The organism is Streptomyces sp. RLA012 (assembly GCF_056270325.1).
In genome coordinates, this window is the sequence record NZ_JBWDPA010000002.1 from 3,174,232 (window position 1) to 3,197,600 (window position 23,369).

Genomic DNA, 23,369 nt, shown 5'->3' on the forward strand with positions numbered 1-23,369 from the left:
TCATCCGACGACGGGGTCGCCCTTCGTGTAGGTGAGTCGCTCGACCTGGCCGGGCTGGAACTGGTCGTCGATCTTCTTGCCGTTCACGTACAGCTGGATGGCGCCCGCGTCACCGAGCACCAGGTCGATCTTCGTCTTGTCCTGGAAGGTCTTGGACTCGCCCTGCTTGAGCAGACCGTCGAAGAGGAGCCGGCCGTTGTGGTCCTTCGCGGAGATCCAGCTGCGCCCGTCGGGGGCGCTCACCTGGACGGTCACCTTGTCCTGCGGGGCGGCCGCGATGGCGCTGTCCGAAGGGTCCGACTTCGGCTCGGCGGTCTTGCTGTTCTTGGGGCTGGCCGAGGGGGCGGACGTACTGGCGGTCGGTGTGGAGCCCTCGGCGACCTGCGACTTCGCGGTACTCCCATCGCTGCCCTTGACCACGGTGAACCCGACGAAGCCGATCACGGCGACGATCGCCGCGACCATGGCGGCGGTCCAGTTCGGCCCGCGGCGCTCGGGGCGGATACGTTCCGCCTCGAACAGCGGGGCGGCCGGGGTCGGGGCGGGGCGCCCGCCGTGCTCGGCGTCGTAGCGGGCGAGCAGCGGGTCCGGATCGAGGTGCACGGCACGGGCCAGGGTCCGGATGTGACCGCGCGCGTAGACGTGTCCGCCGCAGGGGGCGAAGTCGTCCTGCTCGATCGCGTGCACGATGGCGATGCGGACCCGGGTGGCGTTGCTGACGTCGTCGACGGTCAGTCCGGCCTCGATGCGTGCCTGCCGCAGAGCACGACCGACCGAGAGGCCTTCTTCAAGATTTTCTTCGAACGGACGCTCGTCTTCAGGGGAGTTGCCGTCAGGGGAGTTGCCGATGGACACGGGGGCGCCTTTCGAGCGTGTAGCCACCTGTGCTGGAGGTTCAGTCTAGGGGGGGTACGAAAGGGTGGGGCAACCGGGCGGTGGGACTTTGTACGCCATCAGAATGGCCGGTCATCCTGATGTTGGGACCTGGACGTGTCCCTTCGCTCAACTTGACGTACGCCGAAGGGAAACGGTTGCCCGCCGGTCCCTTACGGGTGAGTCACGTTCGAATATCAACAGGGTGCAGTGCGACCGACGCGCTCGGCGGCCGCGGCACCACGAACTCACCCGTACGGTGACCGACCCGCCCCGTTTTCCTCGGCCAGAAGGTCTACGCTTCAGCTTCCCCACGAATCACCGCGAGCACTCCGTCCAACTCGTCGGCCTTCACCAGAACGTCACGTGCCTTGGACCCTTCACTGGGCCCGACGATGCCGCGGGACTCCATGAGGTCCATCAGCCGCCCGGCCTTGGCGAAACCGACGCGCAGTTTGCGCTGCAGCATCGAGGTGGACCCGAACTGCGAGGTGACGACCAGTTCGGCGGCGGCGCACAGCAGGTCGAGGTCGTCGCCGATGTCCTCGTCGATCTCCTTCTTCTGCTTGGTGCCCACGGTGACGTCGTCCCGGAAGACCGGCGCCATCTGGTCCTTGCAGTGCTGCACGATGGCCGCGACCTCGCCCTCGGTGACGAAGGCGCCCTGCATACGGGTCGGTTTGTTGGCCCCCATCGGCAGGAAGAGCCCGTCGCCCTTGCCGATCAGCTTCTCGGCGCCGGGCTGGTCGAGGATGACGCGCGAGTCGGCCAGGGACGAGGTGGCGAAGGCAAGCCTCGACGGCACGTTCGCCTTGATCAACCCGGTCACGACATCGACGGACGGCCGCTGTGTGGCGAGCACCAGGTGGATGCCTGCCGCACGCGCGAGCTGCGTGATGCGGACGATCGAGTCCTCGACGTCCCGGGGCGCGACCATCATCAGGTCGGCGAGCTCATCGACGATCACCAGCAGATACGGATAGGTCTTGAGCTCCCGCTCGCTGCCCTCCGGCGTCTTGAGCTTGCCGTCGCGGATGGCCTGGTTGAAGTCGTCGATGTGCCGGTAGCCGAACGCCGCGAGGTCGTCGTAGCGCAGATCCATCTCCCGTACGACCCACTGCAGCGCCTCGGCGGCCCGCTTCGGGTTGGTGATGATCGGCGTGATCAGGTGCGGAATGCCCTCGTACGCGGTCAGCTCGACGCGCTTGGGGTCGACGAGGACCATCCGCACGTCCTCGGGGGTCGCGCGGACCATGACGGACGTAATCAGGCAGTTGATGCACGAGGACTTGCCGGAACCGGTGGCTCCGGCGACGAGTACGTGCGGCATCTTCGCGAGGTTGGCCATCACATAGCCGCCCTCGACGTCCTTGCCGAGTGCGACCAGCATCGGGTGGTCGTCCTCGGCCGCGTCCGCCAGGCGCAGCACATCACCGAGGTTGACCATCTCGCGGTCGGTGTTCGGGATCTCGATGCCGACCGCCGACTTGCCGGGGATCGGGCTGATGATGCGCACATCGGGGCTGGCGACGGCGTACGCGATGTTCTTGGTGAGCGCGGTGATCCGCTCGACCTTTACGGCGGGGCCGAGCTCGACCTCGTAGCGCGTGACCGTCGGGCCGCGGGTGAAACCGGTGACGGCGGCGTCGACCTTGAACTCCATGAAGACGTTCTGCAGTGAGGCGACGATGGCGTCGTTGGCCGCGCTGCGGGTCTTGCCGGGGCCGCCGCGCTCCAGGAGGTCGAGCGAGGGCAGGGAGTAGGTGATGTCGCCGGACAGCTGGAGCTGCTCGGCGCGCGGGGGCAGGTCGCGGGGCGCGTCCGGCGCGGACTTGGTGAGGTCCGGCACGAGGGACTCGACCGCCAGGGCCTCCTGCTTGGGCCGCTTGGCGCCCGGGACGGCCTTGGCGCGCGCGGCCGGCACCGGGGTCGTCTCCTCGTACCCGTCGCGCTCCGCGGTGACGCCCTGCGTCAGATCGGCGACCAGCGGGGAGGGCGGCATCCCGTGCAGCACGGCCCCGTCGAGTGCGGCCGCGGCCGCCGCGGCGACGTCCACCGCGTCCATCGGCCGGTTCATGTCGGGCTGCTGCACGGCGGACCGCCGGGAACGGCCCCGGCGCTTGGTGAGCGCCTCCTCCTCGGCCGTCTCGGGGGCGTACCCCTCAGGCCCCTCAGGGGCGCGCGAGCGCCTCCGGGAGCGCGCGGGCAGCTCCTCGCGCCACTGCTCGTCGTAGCGCTCGTCGTCCTCCCCGAAGGCCGCCTCCTCGGGGTCGGCCTGGACGATGCCCAGCTTCTGCCCGAGCAACCGCAGCCGCTGCGGAATCGCGTTGACGGGGGTCGCCGTGACGACCAGCAGACCGAAGATCGTGAGCAGCACGAGCAGCGGTACGGCGAGGACGTCGCCCATCATGTACGTCAGCGGAGTGGACGCGCCCCAGCCGATGAGGCCGCCCGCGTCCCTTATCGCCTGCATGCCGTCGCTGCGCGCGGGCGCCCCGCACGCGATGTGGACCTGGCCGAGCACGCCGATGACGAGCGCGGACAGGCCGATCACGATGCGGCCGTTGGCCTCGGGCTGCTCGGGGTGCAGGATGAAGCGGGCTGCGATGACCGCGAGCAGTATCGGCACAAGCAGATCGAGGCGGCCGAAGGCACCGGTCACCAGCATCTCGACGAGGTCGCCGACGGGGCCGCGCAGATTGGACCACGTGCCCGCCGCGACGATCAGCGCGAGGCCGATCAGCAGCAGCGCGAGACCGTCCTTGCGGTGCGCCGGGTCGAGCCCCTTCGCGCCCCGCCCTATGCCGCGGAACATCGCGCCCACGGCGTGCGCGAGGCCCAACCACACGGCGCGTACGAGCTTGTACACGCCCGCGGTCGGGTTCGGCGCCGGCGCGGGTGCGGCCTTCTTCGCCGCGGCCCTCTTGGCGGGCGCCTTCTTGGCGACTGCCTTTTTCGCGGCGGCCGTCTTCGCCGGAGCCTTCGTCGGAGCGGCCGCCTTCTTCGCTGGCGGCTTCTTGGCTGCGGACTGACGTGAGGCCATGTGTGTGAGGTTACCGGTGGAGACGACAGCAGACACGTGTGCCTACTGCTTCACCCGTTCGTGTCGCCCCTACCGGGGACCGGAAGTGACACGGGTTCACCGCGAACACGCGACCGCGTGACGGTCAGTTCTGCGACGGCACCGACGGAGTCCCGCTCCCCGTGCCCGGCTCCAACGCGTCCAGCGCCCGGCGCAATCCCGTGAGTTTGCGTTCGAGATGGGCCGCCGTCGCCACCGCCGCCGCGTCCGCGGAGTCGTCGTCGAGCTGCTTGGACAGCGCCTCGGCCTGCTCCTCAACGGCCGCGAGCCGAGCCGACAGTTCGGCGAGAAGACCGGCCGGCTCCTTGGCCGAGCCGAGCGCCGTCTTGCCGCCGCCCTCCAGCTGGAGCCGCAGCAGCGCTGCCTGCTCCCGCAGTTGGCAGTTCTTCATGTAGAGCTCGACGAAGACGGAGACCTTCGCACGCAGCACCCATGGGTCGAACGGCTTGGAGATGTAGTCCACCGCACCCGCCGCGTACCCCCGGAAGGTGTGATGCGGGCCGTGGTTGATGGCGGTGAGAAAGATGATCGGGATGTCCCGGGTCCGTTCTCGCCGCTTGATGTGCGCGGCGGTTTCGAAACCGTCCATTCCCGGCATCTGGACATCCAGCAGAATGACCGCGAAGTCGTCCGTGAGTAGTGCTTTGAGTGCTTCCTCCCCGGACGATGCCCGTACCAGTGTCTGATCGAGCGCGGAGAGGATCGCCTCCAACGCCAGCAGATTCTCCGGCCGGTCATCGACCAGAAGGATCTTGGCCTTCTGCACCATGGCCCGCCCTCCTCGCCCCGGCAGTGCACCGGGCGCCGCCCCAGAGGACGACTCCCTTGCGCCGCCCGTCCTTGTGCCGGTCATGGTAGCCGCACCCCGCTTGTCGCCACACCCTGTCACCGCGATGTCACTGTGCACGTAGCAGAAACGTAGTGGGGGACCAGAAGGTTCCCCGAATCCCGCACTTCTACACGGCTTCGGCCACAGTCAGTTATACGACGTCGGGCGTGCCGTGCGCCCGACTCGGTACACACATCCGGGTGTCCCGGTCGCCGATACCACCCGGCGATACCCATCCCGCTCACTCCTCACGCATCCACTGCTCCATCACGGAGAGCAGATGATCGGGATCGACCGGCTTGGTGACGTAATCGGACGCACCGGACTCGATGGCCTTCTCCCGGTCGCCCTTCATCGCCTTCGCCGTGAGCGCGATGATCGGCAGTCCGGCGAACTGCGGCATCCTGCGAATCGCCGTCGTCGTGGCGTAGCCGTCCATCTCGGGCATCATGATGTCCATCAGAACGACCGTCACATCGTCGTGCTGCTCCAGGACCTCGATGCCCTCACGGCCGTTCTCGGCGTACAGCACCGAAAGCCCGTGCTGTTCCAGGACACTGGTGAGCGCGAACACATTGCGGATGTCGTCGTCGACGATCAGCACCTTCTCGCCCTCGAACCGGATGCCCCCGCGCGGCTGCGCGGCCGCGTCCTGCCGGCCCCCGGCCGCCCACGGCTCCTGAACCGCGCTCGCAGCCCCGTTGGCGGCCCCGTTCGGCTGCCCCTGGAGCCCCGACCGCTGGTCGGCCACGGGCAACGCCCTGCGACGCCGCCTGAAGAGCGCGGCGGGCCCGTTCTGCGTCTCCTGGTACGACTTCACCTCGGCCGGCGTCTCGATGTCCACCCCGGACAGCTCCGCCTCGGAGGCGAGCAGTTCCCCGGCCTCCAGCGCGGGCGCGAGCTGCCCGTAGCCCTGCGGAGGCAGTTCGCTCGGGTACAGCGGCAAATACAGCGTGAACGTCGAACCACGACCCGGCTCGCTCTGCGCGTGGATCTCACCGCCCAGCAGCCGCGCGATCTCCCGCGAGATGGACAGCCCCAGACCCGTACCGCCGTACTTCCTGCTCGTCGTGCCGTCCGCCTGCTTGAAGGCCTCGAAAATCACCCGCATCTTGCTGGCGGCGATCCCGATACCGGTGTCGGTCACGGAGAACGCGATCAGATCGGCGTCCGCGTCCCGCAGCGAACCCGCCTCCAGGAGCTGCTCCCGGATCGCCACCGGAACATCGGCGCCGGCGGGCCGGATCACCAATTCGACCGCTCCGGAGTCGGTGAACTTCACCGCGTTGGAGAGCAGGTTGCGCAGCACCTGGAGCAGCCGCTGCTCGTCCGTGTGCAGCGTGGCGGGCAGTTCGGGCGAGACCCGTACGGAGAAATCGAGGCCCTTCTCCGCCGTCAGCGGACGGAAAGTGGCCTCTACGTAGTCGACGAGTTGGACCAGCGCGATCCGGGTCGGCGACACATCCATCTTGCCCGCCTCGACCTTCGACAGATCGAGGATGTCGTTGATCAGCTGGAGCAGGTCCGAGCCCGCGCCGTGGATCGTCTCGGCGAACTCGACCTGCTTCGGCGTGAGGTTCAACTCGGCGTTGTCGGCGAGCAACTTGGCGAGGATGAGCAGGGAGTTGAGCGGCGTCCGCAGCTCGTGCGACATGTTGGCCAAGAACTCGCTCTTGTAGCGCATGGAGACCGCGAGCTGCTCTGCGCGCTCCTCCAGGACCTGCCGGGCCTCTTCGATCTCGGTGTTCTTCACCTCGATGTCGCGGTTCTGCTGGGCCAGCAGCTCGGCCTTCTCCTCCAGCTCCGCGTTGGAGTCCTGGAGGGCCTTCTGCCGGTTCTCCAACTCGGCCGAACGCTCACGGAGCTGCTCGGTGAGCTCCTGCGACTGCTTGAGCAGCACCTCCGTCTTGGTGTTGACGGAGATGGTATTGACGCTCGTCGCGATCATCTCGGCGATCTGGTTCAGGAAGTCCTTCTGGATCTGCGTGAACGGTGTGAAGGACGCCAGCTCGATGACGCCGAGCACGGTTCCCTCGAAGAGCACCGGAAGCACGATCACCTGCGCCGGGGGTGCCTCACCGAGCCCGGACGAGATCTTCAGGTAGCCGCTCGGCGCGTTCTCCACCAGGATCGTGCGCTTCTCCTGGGCGGCCGTCCCGATCAACGCCTCCCCGGGCCTGAACGACGTAGGCATGGAGCCCATCGAGTAGCCGTACGAACCGAGCATGCGCAGCTCGTACGCGTCCTCGTCGTTGCCCGCCTCCTTGCCGTCGACGAGCGGCATGGAGAGGAAGAACGCGCCGTGCTGGGCGGAGACCACCGGCGTCAGCTCGCTCATGATCAGCGAAGCCACGTCGTCGAGGTCGCGGCGCCCCTGCATCAGCGCGGAGATGCGGGCGAGGTTGCCCTTGAGCCAGTCCTGCTCCTTGTTGGCGATCGTGGTGTCACGCAGGTTGGCGATCATCTTGTTGATGTAGTCCTGAAGCTCCTGGATCTCGCCGGAGGCGTCCACGTCGATCTTCAGGTTCAGGTCGCCACGGGTCACCGCGGTCGCCACGCGCGCGATGGCACGCACCTGCCGGGTCAGGTTCCCGGCCATCTCGTTCACCGACTCGGTGAGGTCGCGCCAGGTGCCGTCGACGTCACGCACGCGTGCCTGGCCGCCCAGCTGCCCCTCGGTGCCCACCTCGCGGGCGACTCGGGTGACCTCCTCGGCGAAGGACGACAGCTGGTCGACCATCGTGTTGATGGTGGTCTTGAGCTCCAGGATCTCGCCGCGCGCGTCGATGTCGATCTTCTTGGTCAGATCGCCCTTCGCGATGGCCGTGGTGACCATCGCGATGTTGCGCACCTGGCCGGTCAGGTTGGACGCCATCCCGTTCACGGACTCGGTGAGGTCCTTCCACGTACCGGCGACCCCCGGGACGTGCGCCTGCCCGCCGAGGATGCCGTCCGTGCCCACCTCGCGGGCCACCTTGGTGACCTGGTCGGCGAACGAACTCAGCGTCTTCACCATGGTGTTGAAGGTGTCGGCGAGCTGTGCGACCTCGCCGCGCGCCTCGATCGTCACCATCCGGGTCAGATCGCCGTTGGCGACGGCCGCGGCGACCTGGGAGATGTTGCGCACCTGCATGGTCAGGTTGTTGGCCATCAGGTTCACGTTGTTGCTGAGGTCCTTCCAGATGCCCGTGACACCGGGCACATGGGCCTGCCCGCCGAGGATGCCCTCGGTGCCCACCTCGCGGGCCACCCGGGTCACCTGCTCGGCGAAGGACGACAGCTGGTCCACCATCGTGTTCACGGTGGTGACGAGTTCGAGGATCTCGCCCTTGGCGTCGACGGTGATCTTCTTCGACAGGTCGCCCATGGCGACCGCCGTCGTGACCTCGGCGATGTTACGGACCTGGATGGTCAGGTTGTTCGCCATGAAGTTCACGGACTGCGTGAGGTCCTTCCAGGTGCCGGAGACACCCTGCACCTCGGCCTGACCGCCGAGCATGCCCTCCGTGCCCACCTCACGGGCCACCCGCGTCACCTGCTCGGCGAAGTTCGAGAGCTGGTCCACCATCGTGTTGAGGGTGTTCTTCAGCTCCAGGATCTCGCCGCGCGCGTCCACGTCGATCTTCTGGGAGAGGTCACCCCGCGCCACCGCGGTCGCGACCTGCGCGATGTTGCGCACCTGGGCGGTGAGGTTGCCCGCCATGCCGTTCACGGAGTCCGTCAGGTCGCGCCACACACCGGCGACGCCGGGCACCTGCGCCTGCCCGCCGAGGCGGCCCTCCGTCCCCACCTCACGGGCCACCCGCGTCACCTGGTCCGCGAAGGCGGAGAGCTGGTCGACCATCGTGTTGATGGTGTTCTTCAGCTCCAGGATCTCGCCACGGGCGTCCACGTCGATCTTCTGGGAGAGGTCACCCCGGGCGACCGCCGTCGTGACCTGGGCGATCTGCCGTACCTGCGAGGTCAGGTTCCCCGCCATGAAGTTGACGGAGTCGGTCAGTTCCTTCCACGTACCGGACACTCCGTCGACGCGGGCCTGGCCGCCGAGACGGCCCTCCGTGCCCACGTCCCGGGCCATCCGGGTCACCTGGTCGGCGAAGGACGACAGCTGGTCCACCATCGTGTTCACGGTGTTCTTCAGCTGGAGCATCTCGCCGGAGACGTCGACCGTGACCTTCTGCGACAGATCGCCGTTGGCGACCGCCGTCGTCACCTGCGCGATGTTGCGGACCTGGCCCGTCAGGTTCCGGAAGGCCGTGTTGACGGAGTCGGTGAGGTCCTTCCACGTACCGGCCACACCGGGTACCTGCGCCTGGCCGCCCAGTTCACCCTCGACACCGACCTCGCGCGCCACGCGCGTGACCTCGACACCGAACGAGGACAGCTGGTCGACCATCGTGTTGACGGTGTTCTTCAGCTCCAGCATCTCGCCGGCGACCTCGACGCTGACCTTCTGGGAGAGGTCACCGTTGGCCACGGCCGTCGTCACCGCGGCGATGTCCCGCACCTGAGTCGTCAGGTTCCGGAAGACGGTGTTGACGGAGTCCGTCAGGTCCTTCCAGGTCCCCGCGGCCCCGGGCACGTTCGCCTGCCCGCCGAGCCGTCCCTCGCCGCCGACCTCGTTGGCCACGCGTGTGACCTCGTCGGCGAACGTCCGCAGGGTCTCGGTCATCTGGTTGATGGTCTCGGCGAGCTGAGCGACCTCGCCCCGCGCCGAAACGGTCACCTTCTGCGACAGGTCACCGCTCGCGACCGCCGTCGTCACCTGCGCGATCCCGCGCACCTGGGCCGTGAGGTTGCCGGCCATCAGGTTCACCGAATCGGTGAGGTCCTTCCACACACCGGCCACACCGGGCACCTGCGCCTGCCCGCCGAGCTCGCCCTCGGTACCCACCTCACGCGCGACTCGCGTCACCTCGGAGGAGAACGAGGACAGCTGATCCACCATCGTGTTGACGGTGTTCTTGAGCTCCAGCATCTCGCCGGCCACATGAACCGTGACCTTCCGGGACAAGTCACCCTTCGCGACCGCCGTCGTCACGAGAGCGATGTCACGCACCTGAGCCGTCAGCCGGTACGCCATGGTGTTGACCGAGTCCGTGAGGTCCTTCCACGAACCGGACATCCCGCGCACCCGGGCCTGCCCGCCCAGCTTGCCCTCGGTACCGACCTCGCTGGCCACCCGGGTGACCTCGTCGGTGAAGGTCGACAACTGGTCGACCAGGTTGTTGACCGTCCGCCCGACCTTCAGGAACTCCCCGCGCAGCGGATGCCCGTTGCCGTCCGCCGCCTGCGCCCGCAGCTCCATGCGCGGCGACAGGTCGCCCTCCGCCACCGCGGACAGCACCCGTCCGACCTCGGAGACCGGTCGTACGAGATCGTCGACGAGCGCGTTCGACGCGTCGATCGCGGCGCCCCACGAGCCCTCGCAGGCGCCCGTCTCCAGCCGCTCCGTGAGCTTTCCCTCACGCCCGACCACCCGCCGCACCCGCGACAGCTCACCCGTCAGATGCAGATTGCGATCGGCCACCTCGTTGAAAACGGCCGCGATCTCCGACATCACGCCATCGCCGGACACCGTGAGGCGTTTGCGGAAATTGCCGTCCCGCATCGACACCAGGGCCGCCAGCAGCCTGTTCATGGCGGCGGTATCGACCTCGGTGGTGCTATTGCGTGGTGTGCGCCGGTTGTTCAGGGACTGTCCGTCTTCTGCGCGCGTCTTACCGCCCCGCGTCGCTGCGCCAGACTCCACTGTGTCCCTCCCGCAAGGGTCGACCATTACTGCTCGGCGTACTCGGTACTGCTGCTCAGGTACTGCTGCTCGGCGAACCGGAAGGCACTCGGCCTGCCCGACCTTCTCACTGGAGCTTGCCCAGTGTTTCACCCCGGCTGAACCAGGCCATAACAGTTCGGCAGCTTCGCACATCGTCCGCACACCGTCCGGCCAGAAGCACAGGCCTGCCCGGACGGAAGCGAGGATCCCGCCCGGACGCAATCACAGGTACCTGTCCGAACGGAAACTCTGACCCCCTCAAGACGGAAACACTGGTGACCGGCATCCGCACGGACCGCGAAGGTAAGTAACCTTGCATGCGGCTGTCCAGCCGCGCCGGTCCGTCCGGCCTGGGCGGTGGCACGAGTACGAGCGGGCAGGCATCGGAGGGGCACCGCACCATGACCACCGGACTGCATCCTGGGGGACAGCCCCAGAATCCTCGGCCGACAGGGAACCAGGCACTGCCCCGGCAGGAGCGGGACGGCCACGGAGCCCCGCACGCCGACAACCGGACAAGGAGTGCTGTGATCACCGCGCGCGCGGCCGCCAGTTTCGATCCCGTCGGGCGATCGGTCGCGACCGCCAGATCCTTCGTCCGCGACACCCTCCAGGGCTGGGGCTTCGCCGACATCGTCGACGACGCGGTGGTCCTGACCAGCGAACTCGTCACCAACGCCGTCGTTCATGCGGGGACCTCCGCGGACGTCCTGTGTCTGCGCAGCGACGAGGGCGTACGCATCGAGGTCGGGGACCGCTACCCGGAACGTGAAATTCCACTCCAGGCCGCGGCCGTGAGCATGGGCAGCCCCGACCGCGAGGGCGGCCGCGGCCTGCAGTTGTGCGCTGCCCTGGCCGGCCGCTGGGGCGTCGAGTACTCCCCCACCCACAAGCAGGTCTGGTTCCAGCTCGATCTCCCCGAGCGCCCGGTCGGCACCCGCGCCGCGGGCCCCTCCCTCCCCGCCGACCTCCTCCCCCTCGCCGACGGCCGCGTCCGCGTCGCGGTGGTCCAGATCGACCGCGTCGGCTCCATCTCCTCCTGGAACGAGGACGCCGAGGACCTCTTCGGATACGCCCCCGACCTGGTCATCGGCAAACCCCTCACCGACCTGGCGGCCTGGCCGCACACCCCCGGCACCAGCACCGGCATCGTCGAGGCCCTCCAACTCTCCCGCTGGGAGGGCAGTTACGGCATCCGCGGCGCGAGCGGCCGAGTGACCCCTGTCTACGCCTCCCACCTGCGCGTACGTGACACGGGTGGCGAACCCTCCACCGTCTGCCTGCTCGTGCGCGACCACGAACGCGCCGTCCTGCAGACCCCCTTGCGCGCGTCGGCCACCGACACGACCACCAGCTCCGAGGGCCAGGCCACGGACCCCTTCGAGGTCTTCATCGGCTCCCCCGCCCCGGACGACCTGGACGGCCTCCTGCAGCGCACCGTGGAGCGCGCCCGCGACATGCTCGACGGCGACTCCGCCTTCCTGCTCCTGGCGACCGACGACGAAACGGAGTTGGAGGTACGAGCCTCGACGGGCCTCCCCTCCGCCCGCCAGCGCTTCGCCCGCGTCCCCGTCGAGGCGGGCCCCGGCCGCTACGGCTCGGCCCGTATGCCCGCCGTGCACGAGGACCTCACGGTCGTCCCCGGCGCCGTACCGCTGCTCGCGGGCACCGGTATGCGCTCGGTCGTCACGGTCCCGCTGAAGGTCGAGGGCCGCCTCACGGGCTCGCTCGGCGTCGCGGCCGAGGGACCCGGTCGCTACTCCAACGAGGAGGCCCTGCGCCTCCAGTTCGCCGCCGACCGCATCGCGCTCGCGGTGGAATCGGCCCGCCTGGGCGAACTGGAACGCCTGCGCCGCGGCTCGCTGAGCTTCCTCGTCGAGGCCTCCGACCTCCTCGCCGGCACCCTGGACCGCGACCAGACCCTGGCCCTGATGGCCCAGATGACGGTCCCGACCCTGGCCACCTGGTGCGCCGTCTACACCATCGCCGACCAGGCCTCGGACCCGTATCTCTCATACGTCCTGCACGAGGACGAGGAGCGCATCGACGGCGTCAAGGCGCTCCTCTCGAAGATCGCCCCACCGGACCCGGTCCCCACGCTGGGTGCCCGTGTCTGGGCGGCCCCCGGCGAAGCGGCCCACCAGGCGGCCCTGCGCACCTCCATGCGCAGCCTGGGCCTCGGTGAGCCCGCCTCGGTGACCTCGGGCATCGGTACGACCCTGGCGACGGCCGCTGCGGTCGGCGGCGAGACGGTCGTCCTCCCCCTGGTGGCCCGCAACCGCGTCATCGGCATGCTGACGCTGGGCAAGCCCACGGACGAACACTTCCGCCAGGAGATCCTGGAGCTGGCCGAGGACCTGTCCCGCAGGGCCGCTCTGGCCCTCGACAACGCCCGCCTGTACTCGGAGCGCACGGCCATCAGCCAGTCCCTCCAGCGCAGCCTGCTGCCGCCGGAGCTCCCCGTGATCGAGGGCGTCGAGGTCGAGGTCATCTACCGCGCGGCCGGCGAGGGCAACGAAGTCGGCGGCGACTTCTACGACCTGTTCCAGATCCGCGACGGTGTGTACGGCTTCGCCATCGGCGACGTCTGCGGCACGGGCCCGAACGCGGCGGCGGTCACGGGCCTGGCGCGCCATGCCCTCCGCCTGCTGGCCAGGGAGGGCCTCAGTGGTCCCGAGGTCCTGGACCGGCTGAACTCCGCGATCCTCGACGAGGGCACCCGCGGCCGCTTCCTCACCCTCCTGTACGGCGAGATGCGGCCGCAGGAGGACGGCAGCGCGCACCTGACGGTGGTCTGCGCCGGTCACCCGCTCCCCCTCCGCCTGCGCCAGGACGGCACGGTGGAACCGGCCGCCGAACCGCAGCCGCTCCTCGGTGTCCTGGAGGATCTGGAGCTGTACGAGCAGACGCTGACGCTCGATCCGGGTGACGTCCTGCTGTGCGTGACGGACGGCGTCACCGAACGACGGGAGGGCACCCGCATGTTGGGCGACGACGGCCTCACGGACGTCCTCACCACGTGCACGGGCCTGACCGCGGGTGCGGTGGCCGCCCGCATCATGCGCGCCGTCGAACGCTTCGCCTCCGACGCCCCCTCCGACGACATGGCGATTCTGGCCATGCGGGTGCCGGGCCTGCAGAGGGGCTGAGGCTCGGTTCGTCCTCGGAGCCGTGAGACCTCGGGGACATGAGAAAGGCCCCCGCCCGTAAGGGCGGAGGCCTTTTCTGCTGGAGCCCCCCAACGGAATCGAACCGTTGACCTTCTCCTTACCATGGAGACGCTCTGCCGACTGAGCTAGGGGGGCCGGTCGCCTTTTCGAGGTTTCCCTCGCGGCAACGAAATAGATCATACCCCGAACAGAAGCCTGTTCCTAATCCGTCCTGTCACGGCCCCGTTGGGGCCGGTCGGCTCAGAAGGCGGGCTGCAGCAATCCCCCGAGCGCATTGCACGCGGAGACGATCCGCTGCATCTCCCGCTTCGTCAACGAGGCGTCCACGGGCAGTGCGAGGGTCTCGTCGGCGGCTCGTTCCGTCTCTGGGAGGCGCACGTCCCGGCGGAACCCGGGCAGTCGGTGCACCGGCGTCTTCACCGGCACCTGGCACTCAACTCCCCTCGCCCGTACGGCCCGTGCGAAGGCATCCCGGTCCGGCCGCCCATTGCCCGGCACCCGCACGACGTACTGCTGGTACGTGTGCCCGTCACCGCCGTCCGGCGTACGCACCCCGCTCAACCGCCCGTCGAGATAAGCGGCCCGCTCCCTGCGCTGCGCGATCTCGTCGTACGGCGCCTCGGACTCGCACAACTCCAGTACCAGAAGCCCGTGTCGCTGCCCGACCTCCTGCAACCGCGCCAGGTCGGCCGACCGTCCGAAGCGGTGGACGACAACGACGGCCACCGACAGCGGAGTCACGGCCGCCTCGACCGCATCGGCGTCGAGGCAGTACGTCGCCGGGTCTATGTCCGCGAAGACGGGCGCCGCGCCGGCCTGGGTCACGGCCTGCGCGACTTCGACGTTTCCGAACGCGGGCACGATGACCTCGTCACCGGCTCCGACGCCTGCGGCTCTGAGCATTGCAGCGGTACCCATGGTGCGGATGCTTGTCGCGCAAAGTGAACGCAAAGTGACAGACAACAAAAAAGAGCTGGTCCCCGAACCAAAGTTCGGGGACCAGCTCTTCTAATATGAGTTCGGCGGCGTCCTACTCTCCCACAGGGTCCCCCCTGCAGTACCATCGGCGCTGTAAGGCTTAGCTTCCGGGTTCGGAATGTAACCGGGCGTTTCCCTCACGCTATGACCACCGAAACACTATGAAACTGTAACTACCGCACCATACCCAGTGGCCCCGGGCATGGGGTTGTTCGTGGTTTCAGAACCAACACAGTGGACGCGAGCAACTGAGGACAAGCCCTCGGCCTATTAGTACCAGTCACCTCCACACCTTACGGTGCTTCCAGATCTGGCCTATCAACCCAGTCGTCTACTGGGAGCCTTAACCCCTCAAAGGGGGTGGGAATACTCATCTCGAAGCAGGCTTCCCGCTTAGATGCTTTCAGCGGTTATCCCTCCCGAACGTAGCCAACCAGCCATGCCCTTGGCAGGACAACTGGCACACCAGAGGTTCGTCCGTCCCGGTCCTCTCGTACTAGGGACAGCCCTTCTCAATATTCCTACGCGCACAGCGGATAGGGACCGAACTGTCTCACGACGTTCTAAACCCAGCTCGCGTACCGCTTTAATGGGCGAACAGCCCAACCCTTGGGACCGACTCCAGCCCCAGGATGCGACGAGCCGACATCGAGGTGCCAAACCATCCCGTCGATATGGACTCTTGGGGAAGATCAGCCTGTTATCCCCGGGGTACCTTTTATCCGTTGAGCGACGGCGCTTCCACAAGCCACCGCCGGATCACTAGTCCCGACTTTCGTCCCTGCTCGACCCGTCGGTCTCACAGTCAAGCTCCCTTGTGCACTTACACTCAACACCTGATTACCAACCAGGCTGAGGGAACCTTTGGGCGCCTCCGTTACTCTTTAGGAGGCAACCGCCCCAGTTAAACTACCCATCAGACACTGTCCCTGATCCGGATCACGGACCCAGGTTAGACATCCAGCACGACCAGAGTGGTATTTCAACGACGACTCCCACACGGCTGGCGCCGCGCTTTCAAAGTCTCCCACCTATCCTACACAAGCCGAACCGAACACCAATATCAAACTGTAGTAAAGGTCCCGGGGTCTTTCCGTCCTGCTGCGCGAAACGAGCATCTTTACTCGTAGTGCAATTTCACCGGGCCTATGGTTGAGACAGTCGAGAAGTCGTTACGCCATTCGTGCAGGTCGGAACTTACCCGACAAGGAATTTCGCTACCTTAGGATGGTTATAGTTACCACCGCCGTTTACTGGCGCTTAAGTTCTCAGCTTCGCCAAGACGAATCTTGACTAACCGGTCCCCTTAACGTTCCAGCACCGGGCAGGCGTCAGTCCGTATACATCGCCTTACGGCTTCGCACGGACCTGTGTTTTTAGTAAACAGTCGCTTCTCGCTGGTCTCTGCGGCCACCCCCAGCTCAAGGAGTAAATCCTCTCACCAGTGATGGCCCCCCTTCTCCCGAAGTTACGGGGGCATTTTGCCGAGTTCCTTAACCATAGTTCACCCGAACGCCTCGGTATTCTCTACCTGACCACCTGAGTCGGTTTAGGGTACGGGCCGCCATGAAACTCGCTAGAGGCTTTTCTCGACAGCATAGGATCATCCACTTCACCACAATCGGCTCGGCATCAGGTCTCAGCCTCAATGTGCAACGGATTTACCTATCACACGGCCTACACCCTTACCCCGGGACAACCACCGCCCGGGATGGACTACCTTCCTGCGTCACCCCATCACTCACCTACTACAGGTCTGGACCGTCGGCTCCACCACTTTCCATTCCCCGAAGGGTCCGGAACGGCTTCACGGACTTAGCATCGCCTGGTTCAATGTTTGACGCTTCACAGCGGGTACCGGAATATCAACCGGTTATCCATCGACTACGCCTGTCGGCCTCGCCTTAGGTCCCGACTTACCCTGGGCAGATCAGCTTGACCCAGGAACCCTTAGTCAATCGGCGCACACGTTTCTCACGTGTGTATCGCTACTCATGCCTGCATTCTCACTCGTGAACCGTCCACCACTGCCTTCCGGCGCGGCTTCACCCGGCACACGACGCTCCCCTACCCATCCATACAGGCGTTGGCCCTATTGTATGAATGACACGACTTCGGCGGTACGCTTGAGCCCCGCTACATTGTCGGCGCGGAATCACTAGACCAGTGAGCTATTACGCACTCTTTCAAGGGTGGCTGCTTCTAAGCCAACCTCCTGGTTGTCTCTGCGACTCCACATCCTTTCCCACTTAGCGTACGCTTAGGGGGCCTTAGTCGATGCTCTGGGCTGTTTCCCTCTCGACCATGGAGCTTATCCCCCACAGTCTCACTGCCGCGCTCTCACTTACCGGCATTCGGAGTTTGGCTAAGGTCAGTAACCCGGTAGGGCCCATCGCCTATCCAGTGCTCTACCTCCGGCAAGAAACACACGACGCTGCACCTAAATGCATTTCGGGGAGAACCAGCTATCACGGAGTTTGATTGGCCTTTCACCCCTAACCACAGGTCATCCCCCAGGTTTTCAACCCTGGTGGGTTCGGTCCTCCACGACCTCTTACAGCCGCTTCAACCTGCCCATGGCTAGATCACTCCGCTTCGGGTCTTGAGCGCGCTACTAAAACGCCCTATTCGGACTCGCTTTCGCTACGGCTTCCCCACACGGGTTAACCTCGCAACACACCGCAAACTCGCAGGCTCATTCTTCAAAAGGCACGCAGTCACGACGCACCGAGTAAACTCGATGCGCGACGCTCCCACGGCTTGTAGGCACACGGTTTCAGGTACTATTTCACTCCGCTCCCGCGGTACTTTTCACCATTCCCTCACGGTACTATCCGCTATCGGTCACCAGGGAATATTTAGGCTTAGCGGGTGGTCCCGCCAGATTCACACGGGATTTCGGGCCCCGTGCTACTTGGGTGTTTCTCAAACGAGCCGTTGACATTTCGACTACGGGGGTCTTACCCTCTACGCCGGACCTTTCGCATGTCCTTCGCCTACATCAACGGTTTCTGACTCGTCTCACGGCCGGCAGACCGTAAAAGAGAAATCCCACAACCCCACATACGCAACCCCTGCCGGGTCTCACACGCATATGGTTTAGCCTCATCCAGTTTCGCTCGCCACTACTCCCGGAATCACGGTTGTTTTCTCTTCCTGCGGGTACTGAGATGTTTCACTTCCCCGCGTTCCCTCCACATACCCTATGTGTTCAGGTATGGGTGACAGCCCATGACGACTGCCGGGTTTCCCCATTCGGAAACCCCCGGATCAAAGCCTGGTTGACGACTCCCCGGGGACTATCGTGGCCTCCCACGTCCTTCATCGGTTCCTGGTACCAAGGCATCCACCGTGCGCCCTTAAAAACTTGGCCACAGATGCTCGCGTCCACTGTGCAGTTCTCAAACAACGACCAACCACCCACCACCCTGCCGCACACGGCAAGTTCACTGGGGCCGGCACTGAAGGCAGCCATGATCGGCCGAACCCTCAGACACCCAACAGCGTGCCCGGCACCCCTGCCGCTTCCCTCATTCGTTCCACGCCCCGAAGAGCAGTACTGGAAGGAGAAGACAGTCAAGTGCACCGAATAATCAACGTTCCACCCATGAGCAACCACCGTCGAACATCTGCCGACGTAATGGCCCTGGACCACCGGGCAAGCCCGGCAGCCTAGATGCTCCTTAGAAAGGAGGTGATCCAGCCGCACCTTCCGGTACGGCTACCTTGTTACGACTTCGTCCCAATCGCCAGTCCCACCTTCGACAGCTCCCTCCCACAAGGGGTTGGGCCACCGGCTTCGGGTGTTACCGACTTTCGTGACGTGACGGGCGGTGTGTACAAGGCCCGGGAACGTATTCACCGCAGCAATGCTGATCTGCGATTACTAGCAACTCCGACTTCATGGGGTCGAGTTGCAGACCCCAATCCGAACTGAGACAGGCTTTTTGAGATTCGCTCCGCCTCACGGCTTCGCAGCTCATTGTACCTGCCATTGTAGCACGTGTGCAGCCCAAGACATAAGGGGCATGATGACTTGACGTCGTCCCCACCTTCCTCCGAGTTGACCCCGGCAGTCTCCTGTGAGTCCCCATCACCCCGAAGGGCATGCTGGCAACACAGAACAAGGGTTGCGCTCGTTGCGGGACTTAACCCAACATCTCACGACACGAGCTGACGACAGCCATGCACCACCTGTACACCGACCACAAGGGGGGCGACCATCTCTGGCCGTTTCCGGTGTATGTCAAGCCTTGGTAAGGTCCTTCGCGTTGCGTCGAATTAAGCCACATGCTCCGCTGCTTGTGCGGGCCCCCGTCAATTCCTTTGAGTTTTAGCCTTGCGGCCGTACTCCCCAGGCGGGGAACTTAATGCGTTAGCTGCGGCACCGACGACGTGGAATGTCGCCAACACCTAGTTCCCACCGTTTACGGCGTGGACTACCAGGGTATCTAATCCTGTTCGCTCCCCACGCTTTCGCTCCTCAGCGTCAGTAATGGCCCAGAGATCCGCCTTCGCCACCGGTGTTCCTCCTGATATCTGCGCATTTCACCGCTACACCAGGAATTCCGATCTCCCCTACCACACTCTAGCCTGCCCGTATCGACTGCAGACCCGGGGTTAAGCCCCGGGCTTTCACAACCGACGCGACAAGCCGCCTACGAGCTCTTTACGCCCAATAATTCCGGACAACGCTTGCGCCCTACGTATTACCGCGGCTGCTGGCACGTAGTTAGCCGGCGCTTCTTCTGCAGGTACCGTCACTTGCGCTTCTTCCCTGCTGAAAGAGGTTTACAACCCGAAGGCCGTCATCCCTCACGCGGCGTCGCTGCATCAGGCTTTCGCCCATTGTGCAATATTCCCCACTGCTGCCTCCCGTAGGAGTCTGGGCCGTGTCTCAGTCCCAGTGTGGCCGGTCGCCCTCTCAGGCCGGCTACCCGTCGTCGCCTTGGTGAGCCACTACCTCACCAACAAGCTGATAGGCCGCGGGCTCATCCTTCACCGCCGGAGCTTTCAACCCACCCAGATGCCCAGGCAGGTATTATCCGGTATTAGACCCCGTTTCCAGGGCTTGTCCCAGAGTGAAGGGCAGATTGCCCACGTGTTACTCACCCGTTCGCCACTAATCCACCCCGAAAGGCTTCATCGTTCGACTTGCATGTGTTAAGCACGCCGCCAGCGTTCGTCCTGAGCCAGGATCAAACTCTCCGTGAATGTTTTCCCGTAATCGGGACGACACCACGAGAGCGGAACCCCCCGAGGAATAATCGGAAGGTTCACAGCGTCCTCGCTGTGCGCCTACCGGACAATGCCCGGCAGGACTTTTTCAAAGGAACCACGCCCCAGCCGATCGGCCGGAGACGGGGTATCAACATATCTGGCGTTGATTTTTGGCACGCTGTTGAGTTCTCAAGGAACGGACGCTTCCTTTGTACTCACCCGAGAGACTCTCTCAGGCTTTCCTCCGGGCGCTTCCCTTCGGTCTTGCTGTCTTGCTTTGTTCTTGCGTTTCCGACTCTATCAGACCGTTTCCCGACCCGATTTCCTCGGTGCTTTCCAGGTTCCCGCTTTCGCGTTTCCCTTTCCGGCGGTTCCGACTTTATCAGAGATTCTGAGTCGGAATTTCCGTCCCGCTCGGGGTGGTTCCTGGCACACGCTGGTGCCGGGTTCCCGTTCAGGCGGAGCCGTAAACGTACTGGAGCGGGGCGCCCCGATGCAAATCGAGGGGCCCCGCTCCGGAGTTGGCGCGTGCGAGGGGGTCAGACCTCGACGACGACCGGGAGGATCATCGGGCGTCGGCGGTAGTTGTCCGAGACCCATTTGCCCAGCGTGCGGCGGATGAGCTGCTGCATCTGGTGAGGTTCGACCACGCCGTCCTGGGCCGAGCGCTCAAGGACCTCCGTGACCTTCGGGATGACATCCGCGAAGGCAGAGTCCTCAATGCCCGAGCCCCGTGCGTGGATGTGCGGACCGGCGGTGAGCTTGCCCGTGCTGGCGTCCATCACCACGAAGACCGAGATGATGCCCTCGTCACCAAGGATCTTGCGGTCCTTGAGCGCGGGCTCACCGACGTCTCCGACCGAGAGACCGTCGACGTACACATAACCCGCCTGGACCTTGCCGGAGATCTTGGCCTTGCCTCCGACGAGGTCGACGACGATGCCGTCCTCAGCGATGACGATCCGGTCGTGCGGGACGCCCGTGAGGGCGCCCAGCTCGGCGTTGGCGCGCAGATGACGCCATTCGCCGTGGACCGGCATCAGGTTCCGCGGCTTGCAGATGTTGTAGAAGTACAGGAGCTCGCCGGCCGAGGCGTGGCCCGAGACGTGCACCTTGGCGTTGCCCTTGTGGATGACATGGGCGCCCCAGCGGGTGAGGCCGTTGATGACGCGGTAGACCGCGTTCTCGTTGCCCGGGATGAGCGACGAGGCCAGGATCACCGTGTCGCCCTGGACGATCCGGATCTGGTGGTCCCGGTTGGCCATCCTCGACAGGGCCGCCATCGGCTCGCCCTGGGAGCCCGTACAGACGAGGACGATCTCGTGGTCCGGGAGGTCGTCGAGTGTCTTGACGTCCACGACCAGGCCCGGCGGAACCTTCAGATAACCCAGGTCGCGCGCGATGCCCATGTTGCGCACCATCGAGCGGCCGACGAAGGCGACCCGGCGGCCGTACTCATGGGCCGCGTCCAGGATCTGCTGGATGCGGTGCACATGGCTGGCGAAGCTCGCCACGATGATCCGCTTGCGGGCGCCGGCGAAGACCTGGCGCAGCACGTTCGAGATGTCGCGCTCGGGCGGGACGAAGCCGGGTACCTCGGCGTTCGTGGAGTCCGAGAGAAGGAGGTCGATGCCCTCTTCGCTCAGACGTGCGAACGCGTGCAGATCTGTGAGCCGGCCGTCCAGCGGGAGCTGGTCCATCTTGAAGTCGCCGGTGTGGACCGCCATGCCCGCAGGGGTGCGGATGGCGACCGCGAGGGCGTCCGGGATGGAGTGGTTGACCGCCACGAACTCGCAGTCGAAGGGGCCGATGCGCTCGCGGTGGCCCTCCGCGACTTCGAGTGTGTACGGGCGGATGCGGTGCTCCTGGAGCTTCGCCTCGATGAGGGCGAGGGTCAGCTTGGAGCCGATCAGTGGGATGTCCGGCTTCTCCCGGAGGAGGAAGGGCACGCCGCCGATGTGGTCCTCGTGGCCATGTGTGAGGACGATGCCCTCGATGTCGTCGAGGCGGTCTCTGATGGACGTGAAGTCCGGCAGGATCAGGTCGATTCCGGGCTGCTCCTCCTCGGGGAAGAGCACTCCGCAGTCGACGATCAACAGGCGACCGCCGTACTCGAAGACCGTCATGTTCCGGCCGATTTCACCGAGGCCGCCGAGCGGGGTGACCCGCAGGCCACCCTTCGGGAGCACCGGCGGTGCGCCGAGTTCAGGATGCGGATGACTCAAAAGACTCTCCTCACCACACGCGCCACGTACCTGGCAAGGCACGTGGCGCGCGTGACGTTCGTGCAGTAGCAGTTGTCTGTGTGGAGTGCAGGCCGCTGGCCTGCGTTGTCGTGCGTATTCAGTTGTGAAGTCCGTTGTTAGAGCTGTACCCCGCCGGCGGCAAGATCGATCTTGAGCTGGGCGGTCTCCTCGGGCGACAGCTCGACCATCGGGGCGCGCAGCGGCCCGGCGGGCAGTCCTTGGAGGGTGAGCGCGGCCTTGGTCGTCATGACGCCCTGGGTGCGGAACATGCCGGTGAAGACCGGCAGCAGCTGCTGATGAATCTCTGTCGCCTTGTGGACGTCGCCCGAGACGTACGCGTCGAGCATGGCCCGCAGCTCCGGGGTGACGACGTGGCCGACAACGGAGACGAAGCCCACCGCGCCCACGGAGAGCAGCGGCAGGTTCAGCATGTCGTCGCCGGAGTACCAGGCCAGGCCGGAGCGGGCGATGGCCCAGCTGGCCCGGCCGAGGTCTCCCTTGGCGTCCTTGTTGGCGACGATGCGGGGGTGCGCGGCGAGCCGCACGATCGTCTCGGTGCTGATCGGTACGCCGCTGCGGCCCGGGATGTCGTACAGCATCACCGGCAGCTCGGTCGCGTCGGCGATGGCCGAGAAGTGTCGGTACAGGCCCTCCTGCGGGGGCTTGTTGTAGTACGGCGTCACGGTCAGCAGGCCGTGCGCGCCGGCCTTCTCCGCGGCGCGTGCGAGCTCGATGCTGTGATGGGTGTCGTTCGTGCCGACGCCCGCAACGATGTGGGCGCGGTCGCCGACCGCCTCCAGTACGGCTCGTACGAGATCCGATTTCTCCGCGTCGCTGGTGGTCGGGGACTCGCCGGTGGTGCCGTTGACGATCAGGCCGTCGTTGCCTGCGTCCACCAGGTGGGTGGCGAGCCGCTGCGCGCCGTCGAGGTCGAGTGCGCCGTCCGCCGTGAAGGGCGTGACCATGGCGGTGAGGACCCGCCCGAAGGGGGTCTGCGGAGTGGAGGTCGGAGCCATGGGTAACACGCTACTCGCTGCTCAAGGCCTGGTCTGCCCTCGGGGGACACGACAAAGTGCGACAAATGCGGAGCCCGGCACTGCCTGCTCGGGGGTTCAAGCAGTGCCGGGTCCGTTTGATCAGGCTAGATGAACTTCTCGAAATGCCGCAATACGGACACCTCGCCCGGTTGATCCGTACA

Annotated in this window: 8 protein-coding genes, 1 tRNA gene and 3 rRNA genes; 1 reads left to right on the plus strand and 11 read right to left on the minus strand. The window is 65.8% G+C overall.

Translation table 11 applies throughout. The features are described 5' to 3' along the window. The 4 genes from RV986_RS14480 to RV986_RS14495 all read right to left on the minus strand — a co-directional run bounded on the left by RV986_RS14480 (window position 1) and on the right by RV986_RS14495 (window position 10,536). Window positions 1-855, minus strand: coding sequence for a helix-turn-helix domain-containing protein (locus RV986_RS14480; protein ID WP_475917798.1), 855 nt, complete (start codon window positions 853-855; stop codon window positions 1-3). 313 nt (window positions 856-1,168) lie between these two features. After that, window positions 1,169-3,916: a DNA translocase FtsK gene (locus RV986_RS14485; RefSeq protein ID WP_475917799.1), complete on the minus strand. Its 2,748-nt coding sequence runs from the start codon at window positions 3,914-3,916 to the stop codon at window positions 1,169-1,171. 124 nt (window positions 3,917-4,040) lie between these two features. Continuing rightward, window positions 4,041-4,724 (minus strand): response regulator, encoded by a 684-nt coding sequence (locus RV986_RS14490; protein ID WP_475917800.1) that lies wholly within the window; start codon window positions 4,722-4,724, stop codon window positions 4,041-4,043. 301 nt (window positions 4,725-5,025) lie between these two features. Beyond that, entirely contained in the window at window positions 5,026-10,536 is a 5,511-nt protein-coding gene (locus RV986_RS14495; RefSeq protein WP_475917801.1) for a HAMP domain-containing protein, read from the minus strand. Between the two features lie 422 nt (window positions 10,537-10,958). Here RV986_RS14495 and RV986_RS14500 point away from each other — a divergent pair, with 422 nt between their 5' ends. Next, window positions 10,959-13,706, plus strand: a complete 2,748-nt coding sequence (locus RV986_RS14500; protein ID WP_475924282.1) for a SpoIIE family protein phosphatase — start codon at window positions 10,959-10,961, stop codon at window positions 13,704-13,706. 80 nt (window positions 13,707-13,786) lie between these two features. Here RV986_RS14500 and RV986_RS14505 read toward each other — a convergent pair. The 7 genes from RV986_RS14505 to dapA form a co-directional block, all read right to left on the minus strand. Beyond that, a tRNA-Thr gene (locus RV986_RS14505) sits at window positions 13,787-13,862 on the minus strand. 105 nt (window positions 13,863-13,967) lie between these two features. Beyond that, window positions 13,968-14,645: a DegT/DnrJ/EryC1/StrS family aminotransferase gene (locus tag RV986_RS14510; protein WP_475917802.1), complete on the minus strand. Its 678-nt coding sequence runs from the start codon at window positions 14,643-14,645 to the stop codon at window positions 13,968-13,970. A gap of 99 nt (window positions 14,646-14,744) precedes the next feature. Continuing rightward, window positions 14,745-14,861 (minus strand): 5S ribosomal RNA (gene rrf / locus RV986_RS14515). Between the two features lie 94 nt (window positions 14,862-14,955). Then, window positions 14,956-18,078, minus strand: a 23S ribosomal RNA gene (locus tag RV986_RS14520). Window positions 18,079-18,392: 314 nt separating this feature from the next. Further along, window positions 18,393-19,919, minus strand: a 16S ribosomal RNA gene (locus RV986_RS14525). The 16S, 23S and 5S rRNA genes sit together here, the layout of an rRNA operon. Window positions 19,920-20,464: 545 nt before the next feature. Further along, window positions 20,465-22,150, minus strand: coding sequence for a ribonuclease J (locus RV986_RS14530; protein WP_475917803.1), 1,686 nt, complete (start codon window positions 22,148-22,150; stop codon window positions 20,465-20,467). 137 nt (window positions 22,151-22,287) lie between these two features. Further along, a complete protein-coding gene (gene dapA, locus RV986_RS14535; protein WP_475917804.1) occupies window positions 22,288-23,187 on the minus strand; it encodes a 4-hydroxy-tetrahydrodipicolinate synthase in 900 nt (299 codons plus the stop codon). Window positions 23,188-23,369 lie beyond the last annotated feature (182 nt).

What these genes read in the sequence shown, in the direction of transcription:
- RV986_RS14485 (WP_475917799.1), bottom strand. Translation starts at nt 3,916, where the DNA reads ATGGCCTCACGTCAGTCCGCAGCCAAGAAGCCGCCAGCGAAGAAGGCG.
- RV986_RS14490 (WP_475917800.1), bottom strand. Translation starts at nt 4,724, where the DNA reads ATGGTGCAGAAGGCCAAGATCCTTCTGGTCGATGACCGGCCGGAGAAT.
- RV986_RS14500 (WP_475924282.1), top strand. Translation starts at nt 10,959, where the DNA reads ATGACCACCGGACTGCATCCTGGGGGACAGCCCCAGAATCCTCGGCCG.
- RV986_RS14510 (WP_475917802.1), bottom strand. Translation starts at nt 14,645, where the DNA reads ATGGGTACCGCTGCAATGCTCAGAGCCGCAGGCGTCGGAGCCGGTGAC.
- dapA (WP_475917804.1), bottom strand. Translation starts at nt 23,187, where the DNA reads ATGGCTCCGACCTCCACTCCGCAGACCCCCTTCGGGCGGGTCCTCACC.